At 46.6% G+C, this 26,014-nt stretch carries 29 protein-coding genes; 16 read left to right on the plus strand and 13 right to left on the minus strand.

The window, feature by feature from the left end:
- Positions 1 to 239: 239 nt before the first annotated feature.
- Complete coding sequence (locus KGF65_RS03505) at positions 240 to 554, minus strand: hypothetical protein (RefSeq protein WP_253954375.1); 315 nt, start codon at positions 552 to 554, stop codon at positions 240 to 242.
- A gap of 189 nt (positions 555 to 743) precedes the next feature.
- Between KGF65_RS03505 and KGF65_RS03510 the strand changes: the two genes are divergently transcribed.
- Positions 744 to 1,940, plus strand: coding sequence for an acetate/propionate family kinase (locus tag KGF65_RS03510; RefSeq protein WP_216748113.1), 1,197 nt, complete (start codon positions 744 to 746; stop codon positions 1,938 to 1,940).
- Between the two features lie 114 nt (positions 1,941 to 2,054).
- Here the strand turns inward: KGF65_RS03510 and KGF65_RS03515 are convergent, their stop codons facing one another.
- The gene (locus KGF65_RS03515) at positions 2,055 to 2,543 is read right to left on the minus strand and encodes a GNAT family N-acetyltransferase (protein WP_101872725.1); all 489 of its coding nucleotides are present in this window, start codon (positions 2,541 to 2,543) and stop codon (positions 2,055 to 2,057) included.
- A gap of 74 nt (positions 2,544 to 2,617) precedes the next feature.
- Here KGF65_RS03515 and KGF65_RS03520 point away from each other — a divergent pair, with 74 nt between their 5' ends.
- Positions 2,618 to 3,040, plus strand: a complete 423-nt coding sequence (locus KGF65_RS03520; protein WP_050337836.1) for a MarR family winged helix-turn-helix transcriptional regulator — start codon at positions 2,618 to 2,620, stop codon at positions 3,038 to 3,040.
- A gap of 199 nt (positions 3,041 to 3,239) precedes the next feature.
- Entirely contained in the window at positions 3,240 to 4,442 is a 1,203-nt protein-coding gene (locus KGF65_RS03525; protein ID WP_003637538.1) for an NAD(P)/FAD-dependent oxidoreductase, read from the plus strand.
- A gap of 210 nt (positions 4,443 to 4,652) precedes the next feature.
- Here KGF65_RS03525 and KGF65_RS03530 read toward each other — a convergent pair whose 3' ends face one another.
- On the minus strand, positions 4,653 to 5,168 hold the full coding sequence (locus KGF65_RS03530; RefSeq protein WP_225083103.1) for a hypothetical protein: 516 nt from the start codon (positions 5,166 to 5,168) through the stop codon (positions 4,653 to 4,655).
- Positions 5,169 to 6,584: 1,416 nt separating this feature from the next.
- Here KGF65_RS03530 and KGF65_RS03535 point away from each other — a divergent pair.
- Positions 6,585 to 7,136 carry a hypothetical protein gene (locus KGF65_RS03535; RefSeq protein WP_213472170.1) on the plus strand — a complete coding sequence of 184 codons (552 nt, stop codon included), beginning with the start codon at positions 6,585 to 6,587 and terminating at the stop codon, positions 7,134 to 7,136.
- 139 nt (positions 7,137 to 7,275) lie between these two features.
- Entirely contained in the window at positions 7,276 to 7,545 is a 270-nt protein-coding gene (locus KGF65_RS03540; RefSeq protein ID WP_101872729.1) for a hypothetical protein, read from the plus strand.
- Between the two features lie 149 nt (positions 7,546 to 7,694).
- On the opposite strand, the gene KGF65_RS03545 is transcribed toward KGF65_RS03540, so the two are convergent.
- From KGF65_RS03545 to KGF65_RS03565, 5 genes are all read right to left on the minus strand, one after another.
- Positions 7,695 to 8,765 carry an ABC transporter substrate-binding protein gene (locus KGF65_RS03545; protein WP_101872730.1) on the minus strand — a complete coding sequence of 357 codons (1,071 nt, stop codon included), beginning with the start codon at positions 8,763 to 8,765 and terminating at the stop codon, positions 7,695 to 7,697.
- Complete coding sequence (locus tag KGF65_RS03550; protein ID WP_216748112.1) at positions 8,762 to 9,577, minus strand: ABC transporter permease; 816 nt, start codon at positions 9,575 to 9,577, stop codon at positions 8,762 to 8,764. Before KGF65_RS03550 ends, KGF65_RS03545 begins: the two co-directional genes overlap by 4 nt.
- Complete coding sequence (locus tag KGF65_RS03555; protein ID WP_101872731.1) at positions 9,577 to 10,410, minus strand: ABC transporter permease; 834 nt, start codon at positions 10,408 to 10,410, stop codon at positions 9,577 to 9,579. Before KGF65_RS03555 ends, KGF65_RS03550 begins: the two co-directional genes overlap by 1 nt.
- A 12-nt stretch (positions 10,411 to 10,422) precedes the next feature.
- Positions 10,423 to 11,520: an ABC transporter ATP-binding protein gene (locus tag KGF65_RS03560; RefSeq protein ID WP_088770167.1), complete on the minus strand. Its 1,098-nt coding sequence runs from the start codon at positions 11,518 to 11,520 to the stop codon at positions 10,423 to 10,425.
- A gap of 66 nt (positions 11,521 to 11,586) precedes the next feature.
- The gene (locus tag KGF65_RS03565) at positions 11,587 to 12,129 is read right to left on the minus strand and encodes a helix-turn-helix domain-containing protein (protein ID WP_050337831.1); all 543 of its coding nucleotides are present in this window, start codon (positions 12,127 to 12,129) and stop codon (positions 11,587 to 11,589) included.
- 398 nt (positions 12,130 to 12,527) lie between these two features.
- Between KGF65_RS03565 and KGF65_RS03570 the strand changes: the two genes are divergently transcribed.
- Positions 12,528 to 12,725, plus strand: a complete 198-nt coding sequence (locus tag KGF65_RS03570) for a hypothetical protein (protein WP_101872732.1) — start codon at positions 12,528 to 12,530, stop codon at positions 12,723 to 12,725.
- Between the two features lie 40 nt (positions 12,726 to 12,765).
- On the opposite strand, the gene KGF65_RS03575 is transcribed toward KGF65_RS03570, so the two are convergent.
- Positions 12,766 to 13,233 (minus strand): ASCH domain-containing protein, encoded by a 468-nt coding sequence (locus tag KGF65_RS03575; RefSeq protein ID WP_003637548.1) that lies wholly within the window; start codon positions 13,231 to 13,233, stop codon positions 12,766 to 12,768.
- 183 nt (positions 13,234 to 13,416) lie between these two features.
- On the opposite strand from KGF65_RS03575, the gene KGF65_RS03580 reads away from it, so the two are divergent.
- From KGF65_RS03580 to KGF65_RS03605, 6 genes are all read left to right on the plus strand, one after another.
- On the plus strand, positions 13,417 to 13,902 hold the full coding sequence (locus KGF65_RS03580) for a GNAT family N-acetyltransferase (RefSeq protein ID WP_050337829.1): 486 nt from the start codon (positions 13,417 to 13,419) through the stop codon (positions 13,900 to 13,902).
- Positions 13,903 to 13,904: 2 nt separating this feature from the next.
- Complete coding sequence (locus tag KGF65_RS03585; RefSeq protein ID WP_050337828.1) at positions 13,905 to 14,432, plus strand: GNAT family N-acetyltransferase; 528 nt, start codon at positions 13,905 to 13,907, stop codon at positions 14,430 to 14,432.
- A gap of 94 nt (positions 14,433 to 14,526) precedes the next feature.
- Positions 14,527 to 14,712 (plus strand): hypothetical protein, encoded by a 186-nt coding sequence (locus tag KGF65_RS03590; protein WP_003637551.1) that lies wholly within the window; start codon positions 14,527 to 14,529, stop codon positions 14,710 to 14,712.
- Between the two features lie 1,211 nt (positions 14,713 to 15,923).
- Positions 15,924 to 16,280: a GntR family transcriptional regulator gene (locus tag KGF65_RS03595; RefSeq protein WP_050337826.1), complete on the plus strand. Its 357-nt coding sequence runs from the start codon at positions 15,924 to 15,926 to the stop codon at positions 16,278 to 16,280.
- Complete coding sequence (locus KGF65_RS03600; RefSeq protein ID WP_216748111.1) at positions 16,277 to 17,170, plus strand: ATP-binding cassette domain-containing protein; 894 nt, start codon at positions 16,277 to 16,279, stop codon at positions 17,168 to 17,170. The genes KGF65_RS03595 and KGF65_RS03600 overlap by 4 nt, the downstream gene beginning before the upstream one ends.
- An 11-nt stretch (positions 17,171 to 17,181) precedes the next feature.
- Positions 17,182 to 18,195, plus strand: a complete 1,014-nt coding sequence (locus KGF65_RS03605) for an acetoin ABC transporter permease (protein ID WP_216748110.1) — start codon at positions 17,182 to 17,184, stop codon at positions 18,193 to 18,195.
- Positions 18,196 to 18,323: 128 nt separating this feature from the next.
- Here the strand turns inward: KGF65_RS03605 and KGF65_RS03610 are convergent, their stop codons facing one another.
- Positions 18,324 to 19,694, minus strand: coding sequence for an aldehyde dehydrogenase family protein (locus tag KGF65_RS03610; RefSeq protein WP_101872735.1), 1,371 nt, complete (start codon positions 19,692 to 19,694; stop codon positions 18,324 to 18,326).
- Positions 19,695 to 20,130: 436 nt separating this feature from the next.
- Here KGF65_RS03610 and fba point away from each other — a divergent pair, with 436 nt between their 5' ends.
- Positions 20,131 to 20,994 (plus strand): class II fructose-1,6-bisphosphate aldolase, encoded by an 864-nt coding sequence (fba, locus tag KGF65_RS03615; RefSeq protein ID WP_003637556.1) that lies wholly within the window; start codon positions 20,131 to 20,133, stop codon positions 20,992 to 20,994.
- A gap of 338 nt (positions 20,995 to 21,332) precedes the next feature.
- Here the strand turns inward: fba and KGF65_RS03620 are convergent, their stop codons facing one another.
- The 3 genes from KGF65_RS03620 to KGF65_RS03630 form a co-directional block, all read right to left on the minus strand.
- Positions 21,333 to 22,649 (minus strand): MFS transporter, encoded by a 1,317-nt coding sequence (locus KGF65_RS03620; RefSeq protein ID WP_101872736.1) that lies wholly within the window; start codon positions 22,647 to 22,649, stop codon positions 21,333 to 21,335.
- Positions 22,650 to 22,854: 205 nt separating this feature from the next.
- Positions 22,855 to 23,754, minus strand: a complete 900-nt coding sequence (locus KGF65_RS03625) for an SPFH domain-containing protein (RefSeq protein ID WP_003637558.1) — start codon at positions 23,752 to 23,754, stop codon at positions 22,855 to 22,857.
- A 12-nt stretch (positions 23,755 to 23,766) separates the two neighbouring features.
- Positions 23,767 to 23,967, minus strand: coding sequence for a hypothetical protein (locus KGF65_RS03630; RefSeq protein WP_101872737.1), 201 nt, complete (start codon positions 23,965 to 23,967; stop codon positions 23,767 to 23,769).
- 985 nt (positions 23,968 to 24,952) lie between these two features.
- Here KGF65_RS03630 and KGF65_RS03635 point away from each other — a divergent pair.
- The 3 genes from KGF65_RS03635 (at position 24,953) to KGF65_RS03645 (ending at position 25,853) form a co-directional block, all read left to right on the plus strand.
- Entirely contained in the window at positions 24,953 to 25,132 is a 180-nt protein-coding gene (locus KGF65_RS03635) for a hypothetical protein (protein WP_216748109.1), read from the plus strand.
- Positions 25,133 to 25,285: 153 nt separating this feature from the next.
- Positions 25,286 to 25,537, plus strand: a complete 252-nt coding sequence (locus KGF65_RS03640) for an AbrB/MazE/SpoVT family DNA-binding domain-containing protein (protein WP_050337817.1) — start codon at positions 25,286 to 25,288, stop codon at positions 25,535 to 25,537.
- A gap of 61 nt (positions 25,538 to 25,598) precedes the next feature.
- A complete protein-coding gene (locus KGF65_RS03645) occupies positions 25,599 to 25,853 on the plus strand; it encodes an AbrB/MazE/SpoVT family DNA-binding domain-containing protein (RefSeq protein ID WP_050337816.1) in 255 nt (84 codons plus the stop codon).
- The last annotated feature ends 161 nt before the right edge of the window (positions 25,854 to 26,014 follow it).

Consider the following 26,014-nt stretch of genomic DNA (forward strand, 5'->3'; position numbering starts at 1 on the left):
GGGCTAGAAGAAGACTCGTATTTGAAATTGCGCAGTGGGTTGCTGCGTGAGTTCAAATCGATGTCCGCCCTGTTCCAGCGTTGTCAGCCAGCCCTGGAGGTCGGAATAGGAGATCACCGGCTGACGAACAGTAATCCAACTCACCGGGTATGTCTGAATTGTGATTCAAATCAACTAGTGCGATGCGTCAATGTTAGTCGTACCAGTGGCTGTGATGTTGGCGAATCGTCTTGCGGAGGCTAAACCCATAGCTGATGAATAACGGCAGTGATGATGGTTGCAAGCGTTGCGTATAGCCAGGAACCAGCTGTACTAAAGTAAGTGGCATAGCCAATGCTCAGACTCGCGAGTCCAACGATTGGCAGTAAAATTTTGGCGGGTGCGGGGTGTAAGAAGACGACGCCTGCCAGCCATAAGACGGCTGCTGTGACCATCGCATCAACGCTGATGGCCGTTCCAAAACTAGTGATGAGGGTGAGCAATGCCAGTAGCGTTCCGACGACGAGTAGGAGCGTTGCAAAGCCGTTGCTCAAAGTCCAAGTAATTCTTTTCATAATGATTCGCCTCACTTTCTGCTACCTATATTATAAGCTAATTAGTGGTTATGAAAGAAATAATATGCTGACGAATCGGTTTACAATGTTATGAAAATCATGAGTTTGTGAATAAATCCTTGAAAGCGTATGCATATTTAGCTAAACTGACAGTAGGCACACTTGATGATGGATGGAGGAAAAATAGTCATGGCAAAAATTTTAGCAATTAACGCCGGCAGTTCGACTTTAAAATGGAAACTTTTTAGTGTTCCAGAAGAAACGGTTATCGCATCAGGAATGGTTGACCGGTTGGGCTTACCGAATTCTGTTTTTACGATTAAAAAAGCAGATGGGAGTAAAGAGACCGAAACCAAGGATACGATTGACGCCAAAGAAGCTGCCGCAATGGTTTTAACGCGGTTGAAGAATGATAACATCGTCGACCAACTCACCGATATCAAAGGGGTTGGACACCGGGTCGTCGCTGGTGGCGAAGACTTCAAGGACTCTGTTGTGATTACGCCGCAAACATTGAAGAAAATTAAGGATTTATCTGAGTATGCGCCGTTACATAACCCAACGCAGGCTTACTATATCGAAGTGTTCCGTGATCTGTTACCTAAAGCGGTTCAAGTCGCGGTCTTTGATACGTCGTTGTATGCGGATATGCCAAAAGTTAATTATTTATACAGCATTCCATACGACTACTATGAAAAATTCGGTGCACGGAAGTATGGTGCTCACGGGACTAGTCACCGTTACGTGGCCAACCGGACCGCTCAATTACTGGGCAAGCCCCTCGATGAATTGAAGTTAGTCACCCTGCACTTGGGCTCTGGCGCTTCGATCACGGCCTTTGATCATGGTCAAGCCATTGATACGTCAATGGGCTTCACGCCATTAGCCGGGATTACGATGAGTACGCGTTCTGGTGATATCGACGCGTCGATTATTCCGTTCTTAATGCGGCACCTCGGTATTTCAGACGTTGAGGACTTCATCGACATTTTGAACCACAAGTCCGGTCTCTTGGGTATTTCAGGCTTGTCACCAGACATGCGTGACCTGGATAAGACGCAGGATACACGTGAACAGTCGAAGCTTGCGATTGAAATCTTCGTGAACCGGGTTGTGAAGTACGTTGGGAGTTACATTGCCGAAATGAACGGTATTGATGCACTCGTCTTCACCGCCGGCATGGGTGAAAACTCATGGATGATTCGCGAACGTATCGCCAAGTTACTGGGTTACTTCGGTATCACGGTCGACGTTGACAAGAATCACATGCACGGCAAGGAAGAAGTCATCAGTAAGGAAGGCGAACCAGTTAAAGTAATGGTTGTGCCAACCAACGAAGAATTGATGATTGTTCGTGATGTTGAACGCTTATCTTCAGCTAAATAAATCAATTTGAAAGGCGCGGGCCTCGGAATTTTAATTCTGGGGCACGCGCCTTTTTGCGATTTTGTTTGTTCGTCAAGATTACCTTAGTTCAGTTGCTTAGCTAATCAAATGACCTTAGCTCGCCGATTGGTCAGACGGCTGATCTGTGGTTTTTGACTGGGCCTCAGTGGTCAAGGCGGGCTTGATCATTTTTATATGTGGCGTGTGATTGAATAGAAACGGGGTGCCACTGGTCGTAAAGCCAAACCGCTGATAGAACCCTTGCACGGGGACCTGGGCTTCGATTTGAATTGGTCGTTCACCATAGTGTGCTTCGATTACTTGCAGAATGTGGTGCATTAAGTCCGCACCAAGGTGGCGACCACGCTGGTTTTCGACCACGACGACGCGTCCAAAGGAGACGTGGTTTGCTTCTTTAAAAATTCGTGCGTATGCAACAATTTGTTGGTCGACGATTTTGAAGACGTGGTGTGCTTGTAAATCAATCGCGTCGACTTCTTGGTAGATTCGTTGTTGCTCGACGACGAACGTTTTGACGCGTAGTTCGTAGATGGCGTATAATTCAGTTGTTGTTAGTTCTGAGAATGTTTTGATTGACCACATGGTGAGACCTCCTTGGCGTTGACGTTAAGTTTATCACCAGATGATTGTATATGCAATAATAAAAAGGAGCGCTTATGATACCAACACTGAGATTGATGGGGACATTGTCGCGGATGGTGACGAATGAGGGAAACCAGCGCTTTGCCAAGTATGGGTTGAACAATAATCAATTCATTTACCTGATTCGAATCTGCGAACAGCCAGGGTTATTTTTTAGTCAACTTGCCGACCAGATGAAGATGGATCGGACAACTAACTATCGGGCAGTCCAGAATTTGATTAAAAAAGGGTATGTTCGCAAAGCGTTACATCCAGAAAACAAAAAGGTCCGCTGCCTCTACCCAACGGCCGCGGGCAAGAAGCTATACCCAGAGTTGCACGCCTATGAACAGTGGTGTGCGGACTTGGTCGGAGCGCGGTTGACGGCCGGACAGCGGCAAGTTTTGTTCGAGAGTTTATCCCTCGTGACGGCCAATGTCGCTGACCAGCTGGACTGAAATCCCCCGTGTAAAGTCGCTGGACATAAAATTAATTGTAAACAACCAAATTAACATGCCGTTTTAGCTGAATTTTATGTCAGAAGAGAGTAACATGTAGTTATCAAGTTATGACTGGATTAATGAATTGAACGCATGGCTAGCGTCCGTCTCAACAGACACATTAGTCTACGCTTATAATGAAAGGGGTTAATAAATCATGGCAAAAACTTTAGTGCTAGGTGGGGGTTACGCAGGGATGCGCGCCGTCAAATTTTTACAAAAGAGTCTTCCAACCGAGGACGAAATCGTATTGGTCGACCAGACGCCGACGCATACTGAGAAGACCAATTTACACGAAGTCGCAGCGGGAACCATCGCGCCGGACCGGATTACTTATCAAATCCCAGAAATTATTGGCAAACGGGTCCAATTTGTTCAAGCAACGGTCAACAATGTGGATATTGAAACCAAACAAGTCAGCTTCGATGACCATGCCGACATGACGTATGATTACTTAGTCTTAGCGCTTGGTTTTCAATCTGAAACATTCGGGGTTGAAGGCGCTGATGAAAATGCGTTGCCAATGGATGACTTGGCAACGTCACAAGCCGTTTATGAACATATCGAGGAACGGTTCAAGGCTTATCGGACGTCCAAGGATAAGAACGACTTGAAGATCGCCGTTTGTGGCGCTGGTTTTACGGGAATCGAATTACTGGGTGAATTGACCCAATCATTGCCAAAATTACAGGCCAAGTATCAGACACCAGCTGCCAAGGTCGTGTGTCTTGAACGGATGCCATCGATCTTGCCAATGTTCACCCAAGAACTTCGCGATTATGCCTTGAAGTTTATGGAGAAAAATAACGTTGAAATGCGGTTAGGTTCAGTGATTGAAGCCATCAAGCCAGGTGCCGTTGTCTACAGCGATGCTGATAAGAATGAGCATGAATTCACGGCCAACACCATTATCTGGACGGTCGGGGTCAGTGGCTCACACGTGATTGCGGATTCCGGCTTTGAACAACGTCGTAACCGGGTCGTAGTTAAGCCTGACCTTTCGTTAGAAGGCCATCCAGAAGTCTTCATCGTTGGTGACGTGGCCGCTGTGATGGATCCAGAAAGCAACCGGCCTTATCCAACCACGGCACAGATTGCCTTAGCAGCTGGTGAACAAGCCGCCAAGAACATTGGGGCGTTACGCCATAACCAAGCTACCACGACGTTTAACTACGAATCCAGTGGGACGGTCGCATCATTGAGTGACCGCGATGGTATCGGCCAAATCTTCAGCAGCAATAAGCCTGTGCACGGTTATGCGGCTTCTGCCTTGAAGAAGATTATTACGGACCGCTCATTGCTTGAAAGTGCCCACCTCGGCACCGTCTTCAGCAAGGGTCGTTTCGATTTGTATCATTAATCTTTAAAATGAATAAGTTGTCCGCGTTGCTGGAATAACGCGGGCTAGCGGCGCACTGATTCGAGGATGGGTCTCGGATCAGTACGCCGCTTTTTGTGTTGCGAATTGCGGCGATGATGTCTGATTGCAAGGTAAGATGAAGTTTGGCCAGTGATCGTGTGGGTGGCGGGATTGGCAGAATAGATGTCGTTACGGACAATCTATCACTGGTTAGTGAGCTTGGATAAAATAATTTTGGCCAGATATTGGATTGTAAGCGCCGAAGTAGAGCCAGTTATGCCAGGCTGTGTGATAGAAGCTACGACTTGGAACGGCTGCCAAATATTGGACCAGAGAACTTGGAGCGGGTCGATTGGTTATGTAAACGGCAAAAGCGCCCTTGTTTACTGAAAATCTAATGTTGTTGGGTTTTTCGGTGGTAGCGAACAGATTTCCGCCGTAATACATTCCGGAACCCCAAAAATTGTTCGATTGGCCGTTATTCCGCCGTTTGACGGTTGTTGGTTGCTTTAGGCTAGCGTTTTCGCTAATTAGTTCTTGAGATGTTGCATCAAATGATGGCACCTGATTACCATTCTTGTCATAAATCACGACTGGTTCAGCTGCGACGCTTTGCTTGATAGTGGGACTTGAGTTGATATTTACGGCATAGAAAGAAATTGATGCAATCAGCCCTAGAATCAATAACGGTAATGCATATAACACAATCAAAATGCGCTTTTTCATAATATTTAGCTACTTTCGTCTGGTTTGGGTAAAAACATCGATGCTTTTACCCGAGAAGTATATGATGTTGAGATCTAAATCGCAACTTAGCCAATATATTAATATTTCGTTGGCTCTGCGGGTGTAAATGTTGATATTATATTTGCACGTTCTGCTAATTAGCGTTTTCCACTAACTTATAGATATAATTACGCTAATTCTATAACTTTTATGTAATCTATATGCTGATTAAATTTAATTATTCTAACCGTAATAGACTTAATCCTACCATTCAATATTCTTTGATAAAGTCAAATCGCTATTAAAATGATTAATACTGTTATTTTTGGTAAACAGGCATTTTTACCCCGTTAAATCAGCTTTTTAATCTTGTTTTATGAGATTGATTGAACCCCACAGTTTGTAGTATAATACATATTCAAAACTCAAAGGGGTGTCCCGATTGCATAAAATTTTAGGCCTGTTAATTGTATTGTTACTATCGTTTTTTTCTATACGGTAATTCTAATGCATAAGCGCAATGTGTTTGTGCCCAAAAGGTATAAATACGTCGCTGGTATATTTATAGAGCGAGCTCATATTGGCAAATTCACGAAAACTTTTACACCCATTCTCCGCGATACAATAAAGCATTCTAAGCTGTTATACGCGTTGCTAATCTTTTTGAAGGAACTGTACATTTTAGGCCTCGCCGGTCTTGTATGGTGCATTTTTTTGTTCCAGAATTCCAAGCCGATTTGGGTGCCAGTTTGTGGAATTTCTTACCTCATTCTCAGTATACGGCCGCTCGTTCTTCAGATGTTTAGCTATGCTTTCTACAACAAACACCCAAGAATAGATGATGCAATCATTCTTCCAAATAGAAGCACTCGTGCTAGACTTCGATGGCTGATGTGGTCACTATTTTATTGTTGCATCTCAATCGGGCTCCTGCTAATAACGATAATTTTAGGAATACAGCTAAGTACCATGCATTTTATAATAATGAAGTGAGTCGGCATTCTGCCATGTGGTGGTATTTTTTAATGTGATACCAATACGGTCAGATGCATTACAAGCTGCCGAAAAATGGACAAAGATCCTGCTGGGTGTCTATGACTCAGGTACGTCACAAAGAACGCCGATATGACCTGTTGGAGATTCAGGGAGACTTTGTGCGTACGCGCCAATATGGCTTGCTTGTAAATGGATGTGATGACGGCCCATTTGGTCGTATATTTACTGTCACATTTGATAACGTAATTGCACCTTTTCAGAAGTTCATGAATTTAAAATCGTTCATTAGGGCTGCTGATTTGCCATAAGTTATCAAAAGCGTTGTGCCTTCATTTCTAAAAGAAACCGAGACACAACGCTTTGGTTCAAAATACATTCCGAAAATAACGTCACCCGTTTTAGAAAGGTCGGGCCAAATTAATGACTTTATATCCAGAGCAACTCCTTATCCCTGTGTTTCAGAGCACTTTATTGAATCAGGCGCTGACCGTGGTTGGCTACGGTGCTTTGTACTGGCTAGCTGGGATCATTATGCGTCCAATCGTCCGTAGACAAATGGATCTGTTGGAAAAAGCAGGGTTACTCAAAACTGATCAAGAGGTAAAAAAGACCAAGCTGGACAGGATTCTACAACGAACCAAAATAGTGACAGTGACAGTGGCTGTGAGTTTGTTTGTGAGCGTATTGGCGCTAAAGTACGATTATTACTACGTTATTTTTGTTATTGTATCGCTCAAAGTTTGCATATCACTACTATATTTGACGGTTCTGGTAGAGTGCTGGATTCCGGTAAGGATGCTAATTGAGAAAGGTTCTTTACTTCAAAAGGCCCATAAACTGGGAGCTGAGACGAAACGCTTGGGAATTACAGTGATTAGGAAACTAGAATGGTTATTGATAATAGACGCCGCCTTGAAACTCCCCGTTGCGTTGATATGTCTAAGCTTACATCTCCCTCAATTGGCCTACTAGTCAAATATACGCCCAGTTTACCCGTTGCCACAGTTGCGCAATCAACCGCTGATTTGGACAATTAAGTTACCAGCTGTCGTTACTATCCGCCTGTGACCGATTACGCTTACAATCAAGGTAATCAAGGGGGGCGATGACAATGACAACGCCATTAGTGGTAGCACCAATTAAAAAGTGGTTCGTTAGTTTCGTGGTTGTCGTGGTAATAGTGACGCTCTGGTCGCAGGCAATCTGGTGGTTAGCGAGCAGTGCATTTGGATCATTGATCATACTCAATTTACAGTTCTTAGTCTTTCCGAATACAGCGGACCGGCACTGGCTGAATCGGCTGAGCCTCGGATTAGTCTTCGCGCTAGTCTTAATTGCTAATCTTAAGTTTATCATCGTTAGTGCGATGGTCTTTCACTAACACTAGTGACTGAATTGCGGCGTCGCTCGATTGCGAGTCAGAGGGAGCGAGTCGCCGTGCAGCTAACGGTTGTCCTGACAATTGAACACGCATGAGCATAATAAAAAAGTGGTGCTAGCTAAGCTAACATCACTTTTTGGCGTCTCAGATTAATGGTGCATCTTGAATTCCAAGTAACGATCATTATATAGACCGACTTTGGCGGGTGATAAATCTTGATAGATTTGAAGGTGCTTGATGGTTTGGTTATCCGGGTAGAACTGCCGGTCATTGCGAATTGCTTTAGGTAATAGCGCTTTGGCCTTGCGGTTCGGTGTCGCATAACCAATGTACTCGGCGTTTTGTGCGGCATTTTTGGGCTCGCTCATGAAATTCAAGAAGGCGTAGATGGCTTTAAAATGCTTGGCGGTCTTCGGAATGACTAAGTTGTCAAACCACAAGTTACTGCCTTCAGACGGCACGACGTAGTGGAGATGTGAGTTGCCGTCCAACATCTCACTCGCTTCACCAGACCAGTCAACCGCAATCGCCGCTTCATTTTGAATCATGTACATCTTGATTTCATCGGCAACGACCGCTTTGACGTTTGGCGATAACCGATTCAGCTTATTACGCGCTGCCAGTAGGGTCGCCGGGTCAGTGGTATTCATGGATTGGTTCATCGAGGCGAGGGCAAAGCCCATCACGTCACGTGCGCTATCGATCAGCATGATTTTATTTTTGTACTTTTGTTGCCACAAATCGTTCCAATGCTGAATGCTGCCCGGTTGCACGTACTTGTCATTATAAATAATCCCCAGTGTTCCCCAGAAGTACGGCACGGAATAACGATTGTGCTTGTCGAAGGCGAGGTTCATGAAACGCGGGTCGTAATTCTGCATTCCGGTCAGCTTGCTTTTATCGAGTGGTAAGAGCAAGTGGGCCTTTTTCATTTTCTCAATCATGTAATCGCTAGGGACGGTCAGGTCATAGCTGGTACCGCCTTGCTTGATCTTGGTATACATGGCTTCGTTGCTGTCGAAGGTCTCGACGTTGACGTGATACCCGGTCTGCTTCTGGAACTTCGTGAGTAAGCTCGGGTCGATGTAGTCACCCCAAGTATACAAGTTCAACACCTTTTTGCCGGTGCTGCCGGAGCTCGTCTGTAAGCGTTGTGCGCCAAAAGCGAGCAGACCACAGACGACGAGCAGACTGACGATGATACCGAATAACTTTTTCATTTCCGCCGCCCCCTAACTGCTGGCCGCCGGTGCCGACTGCTGTATTGGTTGATGAAGTAGTAACCAATCACTAACACGAGTGCCATTAAGAACATGAGTCCGGATAGCGCGTTGATCTCCAAGTTGATGCCTTGCCGCGCCCGTGAATAGATTTCAACTGACAACGTACTGAAGCCGTTCCCGGTCACGAAGAAGGTCACGGCAAAGTCATCGAGCGAATAGGTCAGCGCCATGAAGAAGCCCGAAAAAATCCCCGGCATGATGGACGGAATAATGATTTGGCTGAGTAGTTGCCAATTATTAGCGCCTAAATCCGCCGCGGCATCGAGCAAACTCGAACTCATTTCCTGAATCTTGGGGAGCACCATCAAGACCACGATGGGAATCGAGAAGGCGATGTGGCTCAGTAGCACTGAACCAAACCCGAGTGGAATTTTCAGCGCCGTGAAGAAAATCAGAAAACTAGCCCCAATGATGACATCGGGTGAGACCATCAGGATATTGTTCAAGGATAACAGCGTGTTGCGTGTGATTGACTTGGTCGTACTATTGATGCCTAATGCCCCGAGCGTACCGATAACGGTTGCTAATAGTGAAGATAAGAGGGCAATCAATAAGGTGTCCAGAAAAATCGCAATCAACCGCGTGTCGGCGAACAAATCTTGGTAGTGCTGCCACGTAAATCCGTGGAAGTTGTTCATGGTCGTCCCCTGACTGAAGGAGTAGACAACAAGAAAGATAATTGGCGCGTATAACACGATAAAGATGAACCAGAGGTATAGATTGCGCCACTTGAAGTTACGTAACGTCATTATTTCGTCAACCCCTTTCGTGTGCGCCGTTTGCCACCACTAGTCAGCCACATGATAATGACCATCGCAATAATCAGCACAACGCCGATCGTCGAGCCCATGCCCCAATTCATGGTCGTTAAGAAGTGCTCTTCAATGGCAGTCCCCAGCGTGATCACTTTGTTCCCGCCAATCAAGCGCGTCAACATGAAGAGTGATAGCGATGGAATGAAGACGGCCTGAATTCCAGCTTTGACGCCCGGTAAGGTCAGGGGGAAAATGACCCGACTGAATGTTTGCCAATTGGTCGCCCCTAAGTCACGACTGGCATTGATATACGAGGCGTTCAGTTCGCTGATCGAGTTGTAAATCGGCAGGACCATGAACGGAATCTGAATGTAGGCCGCAACAAAGATAAAGCTAAAGTTCGTGAACAGCAGCTGCTTGGGGCCAATACCGATAAAACTCAAAAATTGATTGGCGATTCCAGCTTGGCTGAAAATTCCAATGAAGGCGTAGGCCTTTAACAAGAGATTGATCCACGTTGGCATGATGATCAGCAGTAGCCATAGTTGCGGATGCTTGGTCTCGTTGAGCAAGTACGCCGTGGGGTAGCTGATCAGAATGGTCGCCAAGGTAATCAAAAAAGCATACCAGACGGAGTTGAGCGTCATCATTAAGTAAGTGTTGGACGAGAAGTAGGTCTGGTAATTGCCAAGCGTGAATTGCCCATCGATATTAAAGAATGATTGATAAATGAGCAGCAGCACGGGCGCGATGACGAAGAGGATGATCCATAACATGTACGGAATAAAGTAAGCCGTGTTACGACTCAACCGTTGTTTTTGTTGCATGCTGGCCACCTCCTAATCATCTTCATATTGTTCAAGCCGGGCGTCGAAAGCCGCTTCGCTTTCGTTGAGGCGCATGACGTGAATGTCTTGCGGGTCAAAGGTCAAGCCGATTGGTTCACCTTCTGCGGCCGGGTTGGTCGAGTGGACGAGCCATTCGTTGTGGTCGGTATCGTAAGCCACGATTTCAAAGTAGTTGCCGCGGAAGAGTTGTGAATCCACGGTGACCACAAGCTTGCCCTGGTCCGCCGCGACGATGTCCAAGTCTTCTGGTCGGAGCACGACTTCGACGGGTTCGTCTGGTTGCATGCCGGCGTCAGCGCATTCGAAGGATTTGCCGACGAATTCGACTTCGAAGTCCTGCAGCATCTTGCCGGGAATAATATTACTTTCGCCAATGAAGTTTGCAACAAAGTGATTGATGGGTTCGTCGTAAATGTCGACTGGTGAGCCACCTTGCAGGATTTCGCCAGCGTTCATGACAAAAATCTCATCACTCATGGCGAGGGCTTCTTCCTGGTCATGGGTCACAAATAGGAAGGTGATGCCAAGCCGTTGTTGCAAGTCGCGTAATTCATACTGCATGTCTTTACGAAGTTTGGCATCAAGCGCCGATAGCGGTTCGTCCAGCAATAAGACTTTGGGCTGCATGACCAGTGCCCGGGCAATTGCGACCCGTTGTTGTTGTCCGCCTGAAATTTCACTGATTTCGCGGTCGCCGAGGTCCGCCAGTTGCACCATTGCGAGCGCGTCTTGAACCCGAGTCTCGATTTCGTCCTTAGGTACTTTATGGAGCTTAAGGCCAAAAGCCACGTTTTCTGCGACATTCATGTGTGGGAAGAGTGCGTAGTCTTGGAAGACCGTATTGACTTGCCGTTGGTTGGCTGGTAGTCCGTTGATGAGCTGCCCATCGAAGTAGACTTGTCCCGAAGTCGCGTCGGTAAAGCCCGCAATGGTCCGTAGAATCGTCGTTTTACCGCAACCAGAAGGGCCTAGTAAGGTGTAGAACTTACCGGCTTCTAAGTCGAGATTGATATTTTTTAAAACTTGATGTTCCCCGTAACTTTTTGTGATATTCGTTAACCGAATAATTGGTTGTGCGTTAACCGCCAAAGTAAAGACCTCCCTAAAACGTGTGCTGGATCGCGCAACGTGGCGCGCCAGTCAGTAGTACTGTGATTATAAGTAGGACGCGGTCGTAACCAAGGTGAACGTGCAGGACGTCGAGCCTGGGTTGCTGATTTGGTGCGTCTTAGTGGCATGAAATGACAAGGTGTCACCCGCCGTAGCGGTATACCGCTGTGTGCCTAATTGTAAACTGAGCGTGCCGGTTTGAACCATGATGAAGGTTTCCGCCGGCGAAGGCTCAAAGGATTTGAAGCGACCATTCGGAACCAGTGTAACGGTGACGGGCTCTAACTGGTTGTCGTTAGACGCCGGTACAAGCCATTTGACACGGTATCCGAGGGCTTCATCGTCATAAGTCGTCTGTTCATCTGGATGGTAGACGACTTTATGGGTCGGTTGTTCCGTCGCAAAGAAATCAGCGGGCGCACAACCCAGGACTTCAAGAATCGCGAAGAAGGTCTCCATCGAAGGCGATGACTGATCGTGCTCCAATTGCGATATGTAACCTTTACTGAGATCAGTTCGTTCGCCCAGCTCTTCTTGCGTCAGTTGTTTTTGAATCCGCAGATTGCGGATGCGTTGACCAATATCCATGACATTCACCTCGAATCGGTAGTTTTGTTTAACTAAACAATAAGTTTAGTACGAGCTTTAATTATAATGAAAAATGGAGTGGTGGCAAGCCTTTTTTGCGAATTTTAGCTTGCTAACTTTTACCGCCAAATGCCCGTGGCTGAAAAGGCTAATGCGGGTTGGTGTTTGGCGGATGGTGAGCGTTGTTCGGTTAATTAATCAATTTGGTTTTATGCCACGGTTGCGTACGAGTTGCGTTTCAAACATGAACAATTAGTTCGATTGAACAAACCGAGCGAACGGGGGTATGTTAGCGGCTAGCCAGCATCCAGGTTGGTTCAAGTGACATCATCAGCGTGCTATCGCTAGACGGCGCCAAACCAGTCAGCTGCGTCTCGTCGGTGGACAGTTTATGCGGGATGTTAGCGACTGGCCAGAACCAAACGACTAGGTGGATTCAAGTTAATGATTGGCGCGCCATCATTAGATTAGTCCAAATCGACCGGTCAAAGCTCGTCATTGAACAGCTTGAAACGGATGTTATCATTTGGCACGGACCATTAAATCTGGCGGCAGTATCGCCCGGCACAGACCGCCAACCGTCCAAGCGGCATTAAAAAAGCCCAAGACATCCGTCTCAGGCCGTCATCGTTGTTATTAATCCGCGCGGTAAACGACTTCAAAAACCTCGCTGACCATCGGTGTATCTGATGAAAGGTTTTTGCCGTGTTCTTCTAGCGTTGGGGTGAACTCATCGGTCTTGCGTTTCCGCCAATCGCCGATGCTGCGATCACCTTCGCCTTCATGATAAGCGTGTTCCGCGGAGATACGATAGAATGGAATCAACTCGGAGACTACCGTTTTGATGATTGCGACTGGTTTCATATCACCGTTTAATAACACGTTATAATCGCCGACTTGGGGAATGGCAACTTGTTCCGCTGTAAAAGTGTCCAACGGTGTCGTTGTGGCTGTCTTCGTTCCAGCCAGAATGGCATCAGTCAAAGCCTGAACTTCTTGAGGGTTATTTTGTTGACCAAACCAACGTGTCTGATAAGAGGCCCCTTGTGTGTCGGTCGTTTCATTGTAAGCTTTCCATAATTGTTCTGCTGATTGTGCTGGCATACCCGTCACCTAATTTCGCTTAGAATATTGAATTCGTCATCATGTAACCGAATTCACAATTCAAGTATAGCATGTCGCTTCATAAAACGACACGTTCGACACTGGATTCAATCGGAAAATTAAGTGAGTCAACAATTAAGCAAGATTTGTTATAATGGGCGTACGAATCGGAGGCGAAGATTGATGGAAATTACACCTGTTAAGATGACGGATTTGCCACAAATTATGGCGATTGAAAAAGCGGGTTTTTCGGAAGCCGAAGCCGGCAGTGAAGCTGCCTATCGGGAACGAATCGAGAAGTTGGGCGAGACTTTTTTAGTGGCGCGCGATGATGCGGTCGTATTAGGCTTTATCGTGGGGCCAGCCGTTGGTGCGCGGTACATTCAAGACGAGATGTTTGTCACGACACCGACGAACCTGCCACGTGGCGGTCACCAACTCGTGTTCACGTTGGCGGTCTCACCACTAGCCCGTCATCAACAGATTGGCAGCCAGCTACTGACTGCCTTAGCTGAGAATGCACAGGCTCATGGTCGAACGAGTATGAGTTTGACCTGCTTGGAACGCTTGGTGCCATTTTATGAACAGAATGGCTTTGTCAATCAGGGGGTCGCTGAGTCAACGCATGCTGGTGAGACTTGGTATAACTTAGAGAAAGTTTGGGATTAAAAATGAAATTAGCAACGTTACAAGCACAATTACCGGATTTTGAAATTCGCCTGCTCACTTTAGCAGACCAGGAAGACTTACTGCGCTTAGAGCAGAGTAACCCGCAGTATCATCAGTATTTTTCACCAGAACCGCTGACCATGACGGAAGTCCAACATGACTTGACCGCCCATCCAGATGAGCTGGCTGCCGCACAGAAACAAGTTTTTGGTTTTTATCTTGCGCATCGGCTGGTCGCAGTTGTGGACTTGTTGAATCAGTACCCACAAGAGCAATTTCTATTTATCGGCTTGCTGATGGTCAACCGGGCTTATCAGCGTAAATCAGTCGGTCGCGTCATCGTCACTGGCCTGATGCAGGCAGCTCTTGCAAGCAATATCAAAGTGATCCAGCTGACACGGGTGACTGCGGATGAAGGCGTTGCGCGGTTCTGGGAAGGACTGGGCTTTGAAGATGGCAATCAACTCTTCTTACCGTTACGTGCCGGGGGTCGGCTGCCCGTGACGACCATGTCGCGACTGCTCCAATAGAATTCTCATGGAACTCTTAGCGATAAGGCCTAGTAAGCGATATCAGACGTGTTAAACTCGTGGTGACTAATAAATAGAAATGAGGTTAACACAGATGATTAAGCATTGGGGAAAAGCGGACACTGGGATGTTAATTGCATCCGTCTTACTATTAATGGTGATTTTCACGTTTTTCGAAATTACCGCTAGTTTGACAGTCAGTGTGATTGCTTTTCCGATTAGTTTGATTGTGTTGATGGCGATTATGGAATACGCCGCAACGGAACTACGGCGCAAATAAGTGACTCGCAGCTAAATCGCAACCTAAATAGGCGCCCGTACTTGTCATTGGCAAGTGCGGGCGCTTTTACTCGTAAAAAAGTTGTTAATGCATTGTGATTGGCTGTTTGTCGGGAGTTGTGGTGGAATGTGACAGTTATTTGGATTGCTGTTCGTCAGCCGGTGATCTCCTTAGTCCGACTTCCGGGGCCGGCTGACAACGCTGGAACAGGGCGGACATCGATTTGAACTCACGCAGAAGACCACTGCGTAATTTCAAATACGAGTCTTCTTCTAGCCCGGGAACCCCACCCGAACAAGAAGAACTTCGCCCTTGAGCATTGTCCGCCGGCCCCTCCAGTCGGGAAGCCGCTCGAATGGCGGATGAACAGCCGCCCATCTGGGTACAATTGGCCATTGAATAATTAGGAGACAGGTCCTTCGAGCAAACTTTGAATTGGCAATAAAACTCACCTGGAATTTGCAGGTCAAGATTTTGTTGAGTGAATCTAATCGAAACTGCCTTGTTGGTAGATGACAGGATTACTGATTTCAAAGCATTAACGACTAGTTCATATTCAGTCTGATTCGAAAACGTATCAAGTAAGGGATAATAATCTAGACACTCCTGTACTGACGGCACTAGACGATAGCCTAATGATTAAGAAAAAGTTTTAGACAAAACAAATCTGACAGTCAGATAACAGCTGTACGGTTTGATATGAATCAGTGATCAGTCTTTAAAAAAGTTGGGTCCGCACATGTCCGCCTTTCGAATACCATCCCCGGTTGGAAGGTGTTTCTGACAATGCTCAGCGTTTTTCAGAGTGTGAGGTTCAGACGGGTTGGGACTGATGATTAGCCTAGCTAGAGCGTTAAGCGGTGAATTTCCGCTTGGCGTTCTGGCGTAGCTAACCGGAAGTCCCAGTCTGACCCGAACACGTTTTATCCATACTGCAGCTAACGTGGAAGACCAGTATTTAAGACGCGATTTGTCGGCTTAAATCTGTGTCCATCGCGTTCCAGCGTTGTCAGAAATGCCTGGAAGCCGGTGTAGGATGCATCTATCACAGAAAGTTTACGCCGATTTGCCCTATTTTCCAGCGGTTCTAAGCTGGCTGTACTTCAAAGGTCTACAGAATGTTAAGACTTTCTTACCTTGTCAGCAACTGTACTATGCTGTACTATGTTGTTTAAACAAAGCAGTCGTCGGATTTCAAATGGAGGTGGGCCATGCAAATTGACCATGGGAGCAGGCAGCCGTATTATGCGCAGTTGGTAACCGGAATTGAACAAGATATCGCGCACGGGGTGTTGCAGCCTGGTGAACAGTTGCCGTCGGTGCGGGAGATGGCGCGCCAACATTTGCTCAATCCGAATACGGTCAGCAAGGCTTACAAGCAGTTGGAGGCACAACAGATCATTCAGACGGTTCCGGGTAAGGGGACTTACGTGCAGGCCGCGGATTCAAGCTTGTTGCAAGCGGAATTACGCGAACGGTTCACACAAATCGTCAAGCTAGCGTATCAGAGTGGGGTCAGTATCGCTGAACTCCACGACTGGCTGGATAAAACGGGGGAAATGTTATGAGTTTAATGATTAATCAGTTAAGCAAACAAATCGACCATCACCAGACGTTGGATGAGATTAGTTTTGAAATTGGCTTAGGACAAATCGTGGGCGTGGTCGGTCGTAATGGTGTCGGTAAGACGACGCTGTTTCGGACTATCAACGGTCAGTATCTCAGCGACCAGGGGACCGTCACAGTCGATGGTCAAAATGTGGCAACGCAACCAGCGTCTCGTACGCAGTTGTGCTTCATTGACCCACTGACGAATTTCTTCAAGGGCGCGACGATCAGACAAATTCAGTGGTACTACCAAGCCGCTTATCCGGCCTTTGATAATGCCAAATTTGAGCAATTACTCGACCGTTATCAATTAACTTCTAAGCAAAAATTACGGCATTTCTCAAAGGGGACCTTTGGCTTATTTACCATCATTCTCAGCGTGGCGACGCAAGCACCATACCTCTTTCTGGATGAACCGCTAGATGGTTTGGACGTCCTGATTCGCAAGAATATTCTGGGCATCTTGATTGATGAAGTCGCAACCGGTGAGCGGTCGATCGTGATTGCGTCGCATAACTTGGTCGAACTAGAAGGCGTGATCGACCGGGCATTGATGTTGAAGCAAGGACAAATCGTCAACGATTATCAGCTGGAATCGATGCGGCATAATGCGCGCAAAGTTCAACTGGTCTACCGTGATAAGCAGATTCCAGCGGTGATCAAGCAGCTGGGACACATCGTCCACGTGTCGGGGCGGGTGATCGTCGTTGTTTTCGAGAATTTCGACGAAGCGCTCCAGACGCAATTGGCCGCGACCAAGCCAGTCTTTCAAGAAGAGTTACCACTCTCATTGGCTGACTTGTTCATGGCGAATTTGACGGACGAAGCGGATTTTGAATTATTATCTTAGGGGGCGGGGACATGACCAAACGAACATTATGGCAGTTGTTGTGGCGGCACTATCGCGTCATTGTATTGACAGGAATAATGGCTTTATTGCTGGCTGGTATTAAGGAAGGTTATAGTATCGTGCAGCGTCCGTCCTTATACATTGCGGTGAATGAGACCAGTTTTACATTGACCAGTGCGAACGGTATTCGAATGGGGCTGGTCGTCAGTATTTTAGTCAGCCTAGTCATAGGCGTCGTGCTATTTTTGAATGATAATTTTACAAACTTTGATCAGTATTTATTTAGCTTGCCAGTTCCGCGACGTCAGATCTATCGCCGCAAAATCGGTCTCCTGATTGGGACGGTGGTGAGTGCGTATGTCTTGGCAGAAGCGATTTATGGCTTGATTACTTGGCGGGTGCTGGTCAATCGGCATGTTGGGGTGAACTGGGTTGGCTCAATCTATGAGGAAGTTGAAATCTTAGCACTGATTATCACGCTAAGCCTAGTCGCGGCCACGTTTGGCTTGTGGGTCGGCCGCGTCTTTGCAAGTGCCCTGGCGACGTTCGTCTTCACTTGCAGTCTGCCGTTTGCCTACGATGGCTTGATCAACATTGTGGCTGGAGTGACTGGTCAGACTTATCGCCAAGCGGATATTTTAGGGACGTTGTCGAGTCAGCACCCCAGCGGTCTGTTAATTGTCCTGGTGATTTGTGGTGTCATTAGTGGGGGCCTCTACTGGCTCAACCAATGGGCGTTTGACCACTTATCGTTAGAAAATGGGCAGGACTTTTTCCGTTTCCCACAATTGCGCGGCGCTGTTCTGAGTTTTTCAATCGGCTATTTGATTATTGCCATCAGCTGTTCGCAATTTGGTGCTGGGATTGTTGGCTTACTGACCGATCATTATAAACCGCAATTACCGCTAGTTACTTTTATTCTATTGACGATTGCGGTCGCTTACCTCACTTGGAGTCTGGGGCGTTGGTTCTTATATCGACCGGACCGGTTCCGGGATGCTTGGACGTTCAAGAAGCTGGCGTAACAATTGAATCAGTTTGAACCTAAAACGTGCCCACTGAAGTGAAATGACTTCGGTGGGCACGTTTATTAGCGGCAGTTTGAATTCTCTTGGGTCTATTATCAGTGACCTGAATGAGTTATCTTATGAAGTTAGCGAATTTTATCCAAACGCTTGGCGACGGTCTTGATATTGAGCAAGTCCCAGTCTTCCAAGTTATGTGAAATCGAGTTATGACCCCATGTCCCGCAACCGAGTGTTAGGGAAGGCGCCACGTTGTCGTACTTGTAACCGATCGCCCCTTGTGAGGATGGGACGTTGATTAACGCCCGGCAAGCGGTCATTTCCAAGGCAAACTTGTTCATGACGGCTTCGTCAGTCGTGTGCAAGGCGGCCGTGTGACCCAAGCCACCCAGTGACAGACTGCGTTTCATCAAGTTGAAGCCCGTCTTAGTATCTTTGGCATGTACGACCGCGAGTACTGGCGATAACTTCTCACGTGATAAGACTTGGTCGCCACCGATGCTTGGTAGTTCAACGGCTAAGACCTTGGTGTCGGTAGGAACGTCGAAACCGGCCCATTGTGCAATCTGCCATGGCGTTTGTCCAGCAACCTTTGGATCAACGGCCTGCTTATCGAGGTTCATGACGGTTGCTTCTAAGGCCTTAAAATTGTCAGGACCAACGAAATAGACGCCCTGTTGACTGAGTTCGGTCTTGACCTGGTCATAGATCTGGTCGGCCACGATAAGGTTCGATTCGGACGCACAAATCATGCCGTTATCAAACGACTTGGACGTGACGACATCACTAACGGCTTGATGCACGTCAGCGGTCTGTTCGATAAAGCAGGGCACGTTGCCGGGACCAACGCCGAGCGCAGGCTTGCCGGTGGAGTACGCCGTTTTGACCATGCCGGCACCCCCGGTTGCAATAATCGTTGCCACACCAGGGTGGTTCATTAAGGTGTTAGTTGCTTCTAGACTAGGCGTTTTGATCCATTGAATCCAATCTTTGGGTGCACCCGCGGCAACCGCAGCGTCACGGATGATTTTACCAGTTTCGACACATGATTTTTGCGCAAACGGGTGGAAGCCGAAAATAATCGGATTACGAGTCTTTAAGGCCAGCATCGCGTTGAAGATGACGGTCGACGTGGGGTTAGTGACTGGGGTAACGCCGGCGATAATACCAACTGGCTCAGCCACTTTCATGACGCCACTGACCGGATCGTCGTTAATGATGCCAACGGTCTTATCATCCTTGATGTAATCGTAAATGTGTTTGGCCGCGAAATCATTCTTGGCGACCTTATCGCGATAATTTCCCCGTCCGGTCTCCTCAACTGCCATGGCAGCTAACATGCCACGAGCTGCGTGGGCTGCGCGAGCCATGGCGGCCACGGCTTGGTCAACTTGTTCTTGGTTCATCACTTCTAGCCGAGTGGCGGCTAACGAGGCGTTCAAGACTAACCGATCAATCGATTGTGACACGGTGGTGTGTTCATCAATTTCTTTCAACATTAACGGTTCCCCCTATGCAAAAACCAATTTGTTATTTCCTTCACAACCATTATTATAAAACCTTTTTCACAAATGTAAATAGCTGATTTGAGATTTCATAATTTAGTCTTTAATTGTTAATATTGCTGTATTCAAGGCGTTTGATAATGTAAACAAATCGGCTTCTTACATTTTATGATCATTAATGGTTGTTATTTCTGTCACAAAATCTTGAACCTTGATTTTACAGCTAATTTTGACAAGAATTCCGACATTGGGAAATGATTTAAAAATCGATGGAAGGGTTTACAATTCGATAGGTATCAAAAAGACGGCAATTTACCGGCAATCGTTGGTTAAGAAATATGCCAAATCGGTTATCACTCCTATCTAAAATGTGCTAAAATGAATGTGATTCAAAAATCGTATCTCTTAATTAACCTAGGAGGGTTATTTTATGTCATTTGTAAATGCTGTTGATATGACACAAGACGCATACAAGAACCATTATGCTATTGGTGCGTTCAACACAAACAACCTTGAATGGACTCGTTGCATCTTGAAGGGTGCTCAAGACACTAACACCCCAGTTATTATCCAAGTTTCAATGGGTGCTGCTAAGTACATGGGCGGCTACAAGCTCGTTATGGACTTAGTTGCTGATGAAATGGAAAGCATGAACATCACTGTTCCTGTTGTTATGCACTTAGACCACGGTAACTACGAAGCTGCCAAGGAATGTATCGAAGTTGGTTACTCATCAGTTATGTTTGATGGCCATGACTTACCATTTGCCGAAAACTTAGAAAAGACTAAGGAAATCGTCAAATTAGCTCATGCTAAGGGCATCTCTGTTGAAGCCGAAGTTGGTTCAATTGGTGGTGAAGAAGACGGTATCATCGGTGAAGGTGAATTAGCTGATGTTGAAGAAGCTAAGACTTTAGCTGACACTGGTATCGACATCTTAGCCGCTGGGATTGGTAACATCCACGGCAAGTACCCAGAAAACTGGACTGGCTTACACTTCGATCGTCTTCAAGAAATCTCAGAAGCCGTTAAGATGCCATTGGTACTTCACGGTGGTTCTGGTATTCCTAAGGACCAAATCGTTAAGGCTGTTGAATTGGGTATTAGCAAGGTTAACGTTAACACCGAAAACCAAGTTGCTTTTGCCAATGCAACTCGTGCTTACATCGAATCTGGCGCAGACCAAATCGGTAAAGGCTACGATCCTCGTAAGTTATTGGCACCTGGTAAGAAAGCCATCGTTGATGTTGTTACATCACGTATTGGCTGGTTCAAGACTCCAGCTGTTAAATAATTGGATTTTTGATTCAGAAAAAGTCGACTCTTCGGAGCCGGCTTTTTTCATGCGTTTTTTGGGGGTTGGTATGGTGCAGAACAACAAAATTTGTATTCTGATAAAGCAGTTAGATAATGTTGGTGTTTAAGACGTGGGTTTCCGGCCATTGCCCAGAATGCCTGGAAGCCGGAGCAGGACGAATCCATGACTGCAGTGTTACGTTAATTCGCTCTGTTTCCAGCGTTTCTAAGCTGGTTGATTTTGAACTTAAGAACTAGCACAGCGTTTGAAAGCCACTCAACCAAAAGCATGAGGTCCGCAACCCAACTAAGTGGCGACGGACCTCATGTTTTTAGTTAAGCGTCAATTGCGTCTTGTAATTGGCGTTCATTATAGAAAATCAAAACGAGGAACATGATGACGTAGAGTAACAGCGGGAGCCAAGCGTAGTTCAATGTAATCATGTGTTGCGTGGCGATGTTTTGCGCGTGGTTGGCGGTGTAGCCACTCAGATGAAAGAGGCCGGCAGTAACCAAGCCACCCAGACCGAGACCGACGTTCACGCCGAAGTCATCGGTAGAGGCTAAGATGCCTTCCGCTTGAATGCCTAGGGCGGTACCGTAACGAATCGTGTCGGCAATCATGATGGAGACTAGCCCAATAATGAGCCCGTTACCCACGGCATTGACGAGGGTGCCACCGAAGACGAGTGTTAACTGATTGATGGCTGTTCCGAGGCCGAGAATGAGTTGGCCCGCAGCCGCAATCGCGATACCGGCCAACATGGTATTCTTCTTGCCGTGGTGGTTCGCGAGTCGAACGATCAGAATCACGCCAATCAGTGACGCAAACGTGAAGCCGTTAACGACTGGAACCAAGTCTTCGCGTTGAATCAGGTATTTGAAGTAGTAAATGGTCGTCTGGTTCTTGATCGCAGTCGTTAGCCAATAGAGCAAAATAACGCTCGATAAAATAAACCAGGGTTGGTTTTGTTTGAGCATACCCCAGACCGCACTGAGTGATTGATGTGGGCGCTCTGGCTGACTAAAGCGTTCTTTAACTTGGAAGAACGTGTTCAGTATCAGCACTAATGAAATGATGCCGAATAAGACGATGGTGAGTAAAAAGCCCCGTTGCTGGTTGCCCTGACCGAATAATGCCACTAGCGGTAAGGTAAAGACGGCGACGATAATCTGGACACTACTGCCGAAAAATTGACGAATCACGCCAAGCAGTGTCAATTCACGCTCGTTTTTCGAGAGTGCCGGTAAGATGGATGTGATCGGTAAGTTAACGGCAGTATAAAAGAAGCCTAATCCGAGGTAGGTGACATACGCCCACACGAGTTTACCAGTCGCACCAAAGTCAGGGGTGACGAAGGTCAGGACTGCAAACAGGACGTAGGGTAATGCGTACCATAAGAAAAATGGGCGACTTTTACCGAAGCGCGAATGGGTATGGTCAATCATGACACCGATAATCAAACTTTCGACGACATCGGCCAAGCGCGCAACGACAAATAAAATCGCGGCGGCACTAGTCGAAAGTCCGTAGACATCCGTGTAGAAGAATAGTAAGTAAGTGGTCATCATCTGAAAGACTAAGTTATCCGCGGCATCGCTAAGCCCGTAACTAATCCGCTCTGGCCAAGCAGTTTGCCAAGGTTGATTCAATATTAACACCTCTAAGTATGGTTTTGCACAACCTAATTCTAACCTAATTGACCGACGAAACCTAACGGAAAGGTTTACAAAATTGATAATAAACAGTTTGACGAAGTATGGTGGTGCTGCTAATCGTTTGATAAGTCAAAAAAGTCCTCGAGTGGCAACGCGCCATTTGAGGACTTCTAAGTTAAACAGGTGATAAAAATTTCAATTACTTCGTGGATTTACCGACTTTGGTGAGTGCGGGAATCAAGCCTAAGCTATCTAAAGTCTGGTTTGGCAAGACGACCGTGTTAGCGGAACCGTCCGCTAAGGCTTTGACGGCCTCGGTGTTTTGGAAGATGAAGTAGTTTTCTGACGACTGGGCCAGGGCTTCGTTCAAAATGCGGGTCCGATAAGCATCGGCGTCGGCCTCAGTCTGGACCGCGGTAGCCTTCGCTTTAGCGCTGTTCACCAGTGCTTCGTTTTGCGCCTTGTTCGTCGCTAATAACGCGCGGTTATTGGCTTCGTTTTCCAGCGTGATCGACTTACTCTTCCCTTCAGCGGTGGCGATGGTCGCGTCCCGTTCCCGGGTGGCTTGCAACAGCTTGTTCATTGAAGCTTGAATGTCAGCGGAGGGGTTGACGGAATCGATGTTGACCCGGTCAACGTTCAGCCCATAACCGGCAGTCACGGATGAGATTTCCTTGAACAGGGCGGCGTTGATTTCCTGCGTCCCATTCAAAACCTCGTTTAATTCTTTGTTCCCAATGATCCCCCGCAATGCCGCCCGTGTATCTTGAATCATACTGCGGACCGAGTCTTCGTTTTTGAAGACGAAATCTTCAATATTAGTGACGTGGTATTTGAGTGAGATTTTAACCGAGATTTCGGCGTTATCCTTCGTAATCACGACTTGTTGATTCAGGTCGACCGGCGTTTGCGCGGTGTTGACGGTGATGATGCGTGAAATGAATGGCTTGATGAAGTGGAAGCCAGAACTGAGTACCCGCTCGAATTTACCGAAAGTCAAAACGACCCCTTGATTAGGTTGCGTAATGATGCGGATGGATGCGGCGAGAATCAGGATGACTAAGCAAATGATGATGATTGCAACGATGATGCCTACCATAATAAAATCCCCCTATTGTTGTGGCGCGATGATCGTTACCGTTAAGCCGTGCGCGCTGACCGCCGTAATTTCGACGGTATCGCCAGCGTGAAGCGGCGTTGCGGCGTGCAAATGGTAAAAGATGCCATAGAATGCGACGCCATCGGTTAAATCGGTCGGTTTGAGAATGAAGCGCTGGCCGATTAAGCGCTGATCTAAGTATCCCTCTTGCATAGATGACCCACCTTTAATGTGATGATAATTAAATTATAAGCTGTTTTCAGTGAGATTGATAGGGGTGCGACTTGTAATCCCCCAGCGAACAGTGCGACGCTAGGCCCTGCTACTTCGGATGATGCGAGAAATAATACGCGACATACTAATGAAAAAGGTGTCTCGCGGCAAGCTGCCAATCAAGGCCACCTATTATGGCCGCACCGTGATTGGGCACAAAAAAACCTTCGTACGGGAATACGAAGGTCAAAAGGAGTAGGTCAGCATACGACGGGGAATCATATGCTGATAACTTGATGAGCGTTTATTCATATAAGCGGGGGGACGTTCACATGCCGCTCACCAAGCTGTCAAAGTTGTTACGCTTTGACGGATTTCATTACTTTGGAGGAGTAAATGAAAAGAATGTTAATTATTATAGTAGCAATCTTGGAGGGGGATCCTTAATTGCTATGAGTACATCATAACAACGAATTGTGAAGAAAATGTGATGACGATTTTTCAAATTTAAGAATTATTGATTAGATTACGAAAAGATTTATGGAATTTGATAACTAATATGGTTCTTTTTGACGTGGATTATTATGGCAATCGATGGGGGTAAATGCCTTTGTGGCGCTGATTTTTGCGAGTTGTGTCGGCCACTTAGCGTTAGTCACATTAATTTGTACAAACAAATTTACGAAATTAAATTGGACTGGCAAATAATTATCAGTATGGCGACTTGTGACTAACGTAATCGTTGAAAAAGTCGTGGACGGGAGATTTTTCTCGCAATTTAGGACAAAATCAGGTGTAATAGTGGTGATCATTTGAAGTGGGATGAGCTGCAATGCTTGGCGTCTTGACAGGCTTGGACGTTTGGCTCACTCAGATTGAAGCACAGTGTCATGCAGCAGTGATAGAAAGGTGATAACGAATGAGTAAATTGTTGATGTGGGCGAAAGCGCTCAGCAGATAGATTCTGACGACGATCATTGCCTTCGTGCAGCGATTAACAGGACGTTTTAAAGGGCATCGGGAACCAGCCAATACGGTTGAGCCCAGTGGCCGGCCAAATATTTTTAGTGACCCAGATTGGCAGAATTATGATTACCAGCACGATATGGCCACCGACCCGGAATTACAGCCGCTCAGCCCAGTCGGTCGTGAACACCTAGAATGATGGCCGTTAAACGGATGACTACTTTGAATGTCGATGACTTTTTATAAAATAGTGAGACAAATTAGTTATAAAAACGGTCAAAATATGGTAAAACTAAAGCATTCAGATTTTCTGAGTATTAACCGGTCATCGTTCAATGGAAGGTGAGGTCGCATGAAAGACAGCAAAGTAATTAAAGTAGATGATGGATTAGCCGTGACCATTCCAGCTGAAATGGCGAAACGGTTGCAGTTAACTGCTGGCAGTCAAGTTGAACTGGAACTGACAGCGGATCATAAATTGACGCTCACGCGGGCGCAAAAATCGCCGTTGACGCCGACTGATCCCAAGTACGTGGCGGCGGCTGAACATGCCATGCAGAAATACGGCAAGGCGCTGCAAATGTTGGCAGCGAGTGACCAATAAGTTGTGGTAGCCGTTTTTTCTGAGTATCAAACGATTATCATCTAACGAAAGGTGTAGCAACATGAAAGACAGCAAAGTAATCAAAACAGATGATGGATTAGCCGTGACCATTCCAGCTGAAGTGGCGGAACGGTTGCAGTTAACTGCTGGTAGTCAAGTTGAATTGGAACTGACAGCGGATAATAAATTAGCGCTCACGCGGGCTGAAGAGCCGATAAAGAAAATGTCTGATTCCGAGTTCTGGGCAGCGGTGGCATATGCTAAAAAGAAGTATGCCAAAACGCTTCAAATGTTGGCAGAAAGTGATCGACAGTGATGGGTATGGCGTTGCAAGTTGAAGCAAGTCATTGATAACGAGGTAGGAAACTCAGCCTGCCTCGTTATTTTTTTACTTCAACAAACAAGTATGGCGCCTAAATATTTCGGTACACTAAGCGGCCTGGCCCCAGCAACCACCGTCAGACCTTAAAATCCAGT

Source organism: Lactiplantibacillus sp. 30.2.29 (assembly GCF_018991255.1).
GTDB lineage: Bacteria > Bacillota > Bacilli > Lactobacillales > Lactobacillaceae > Lactiplantibacillus > Lactiplantibacillus pentosus.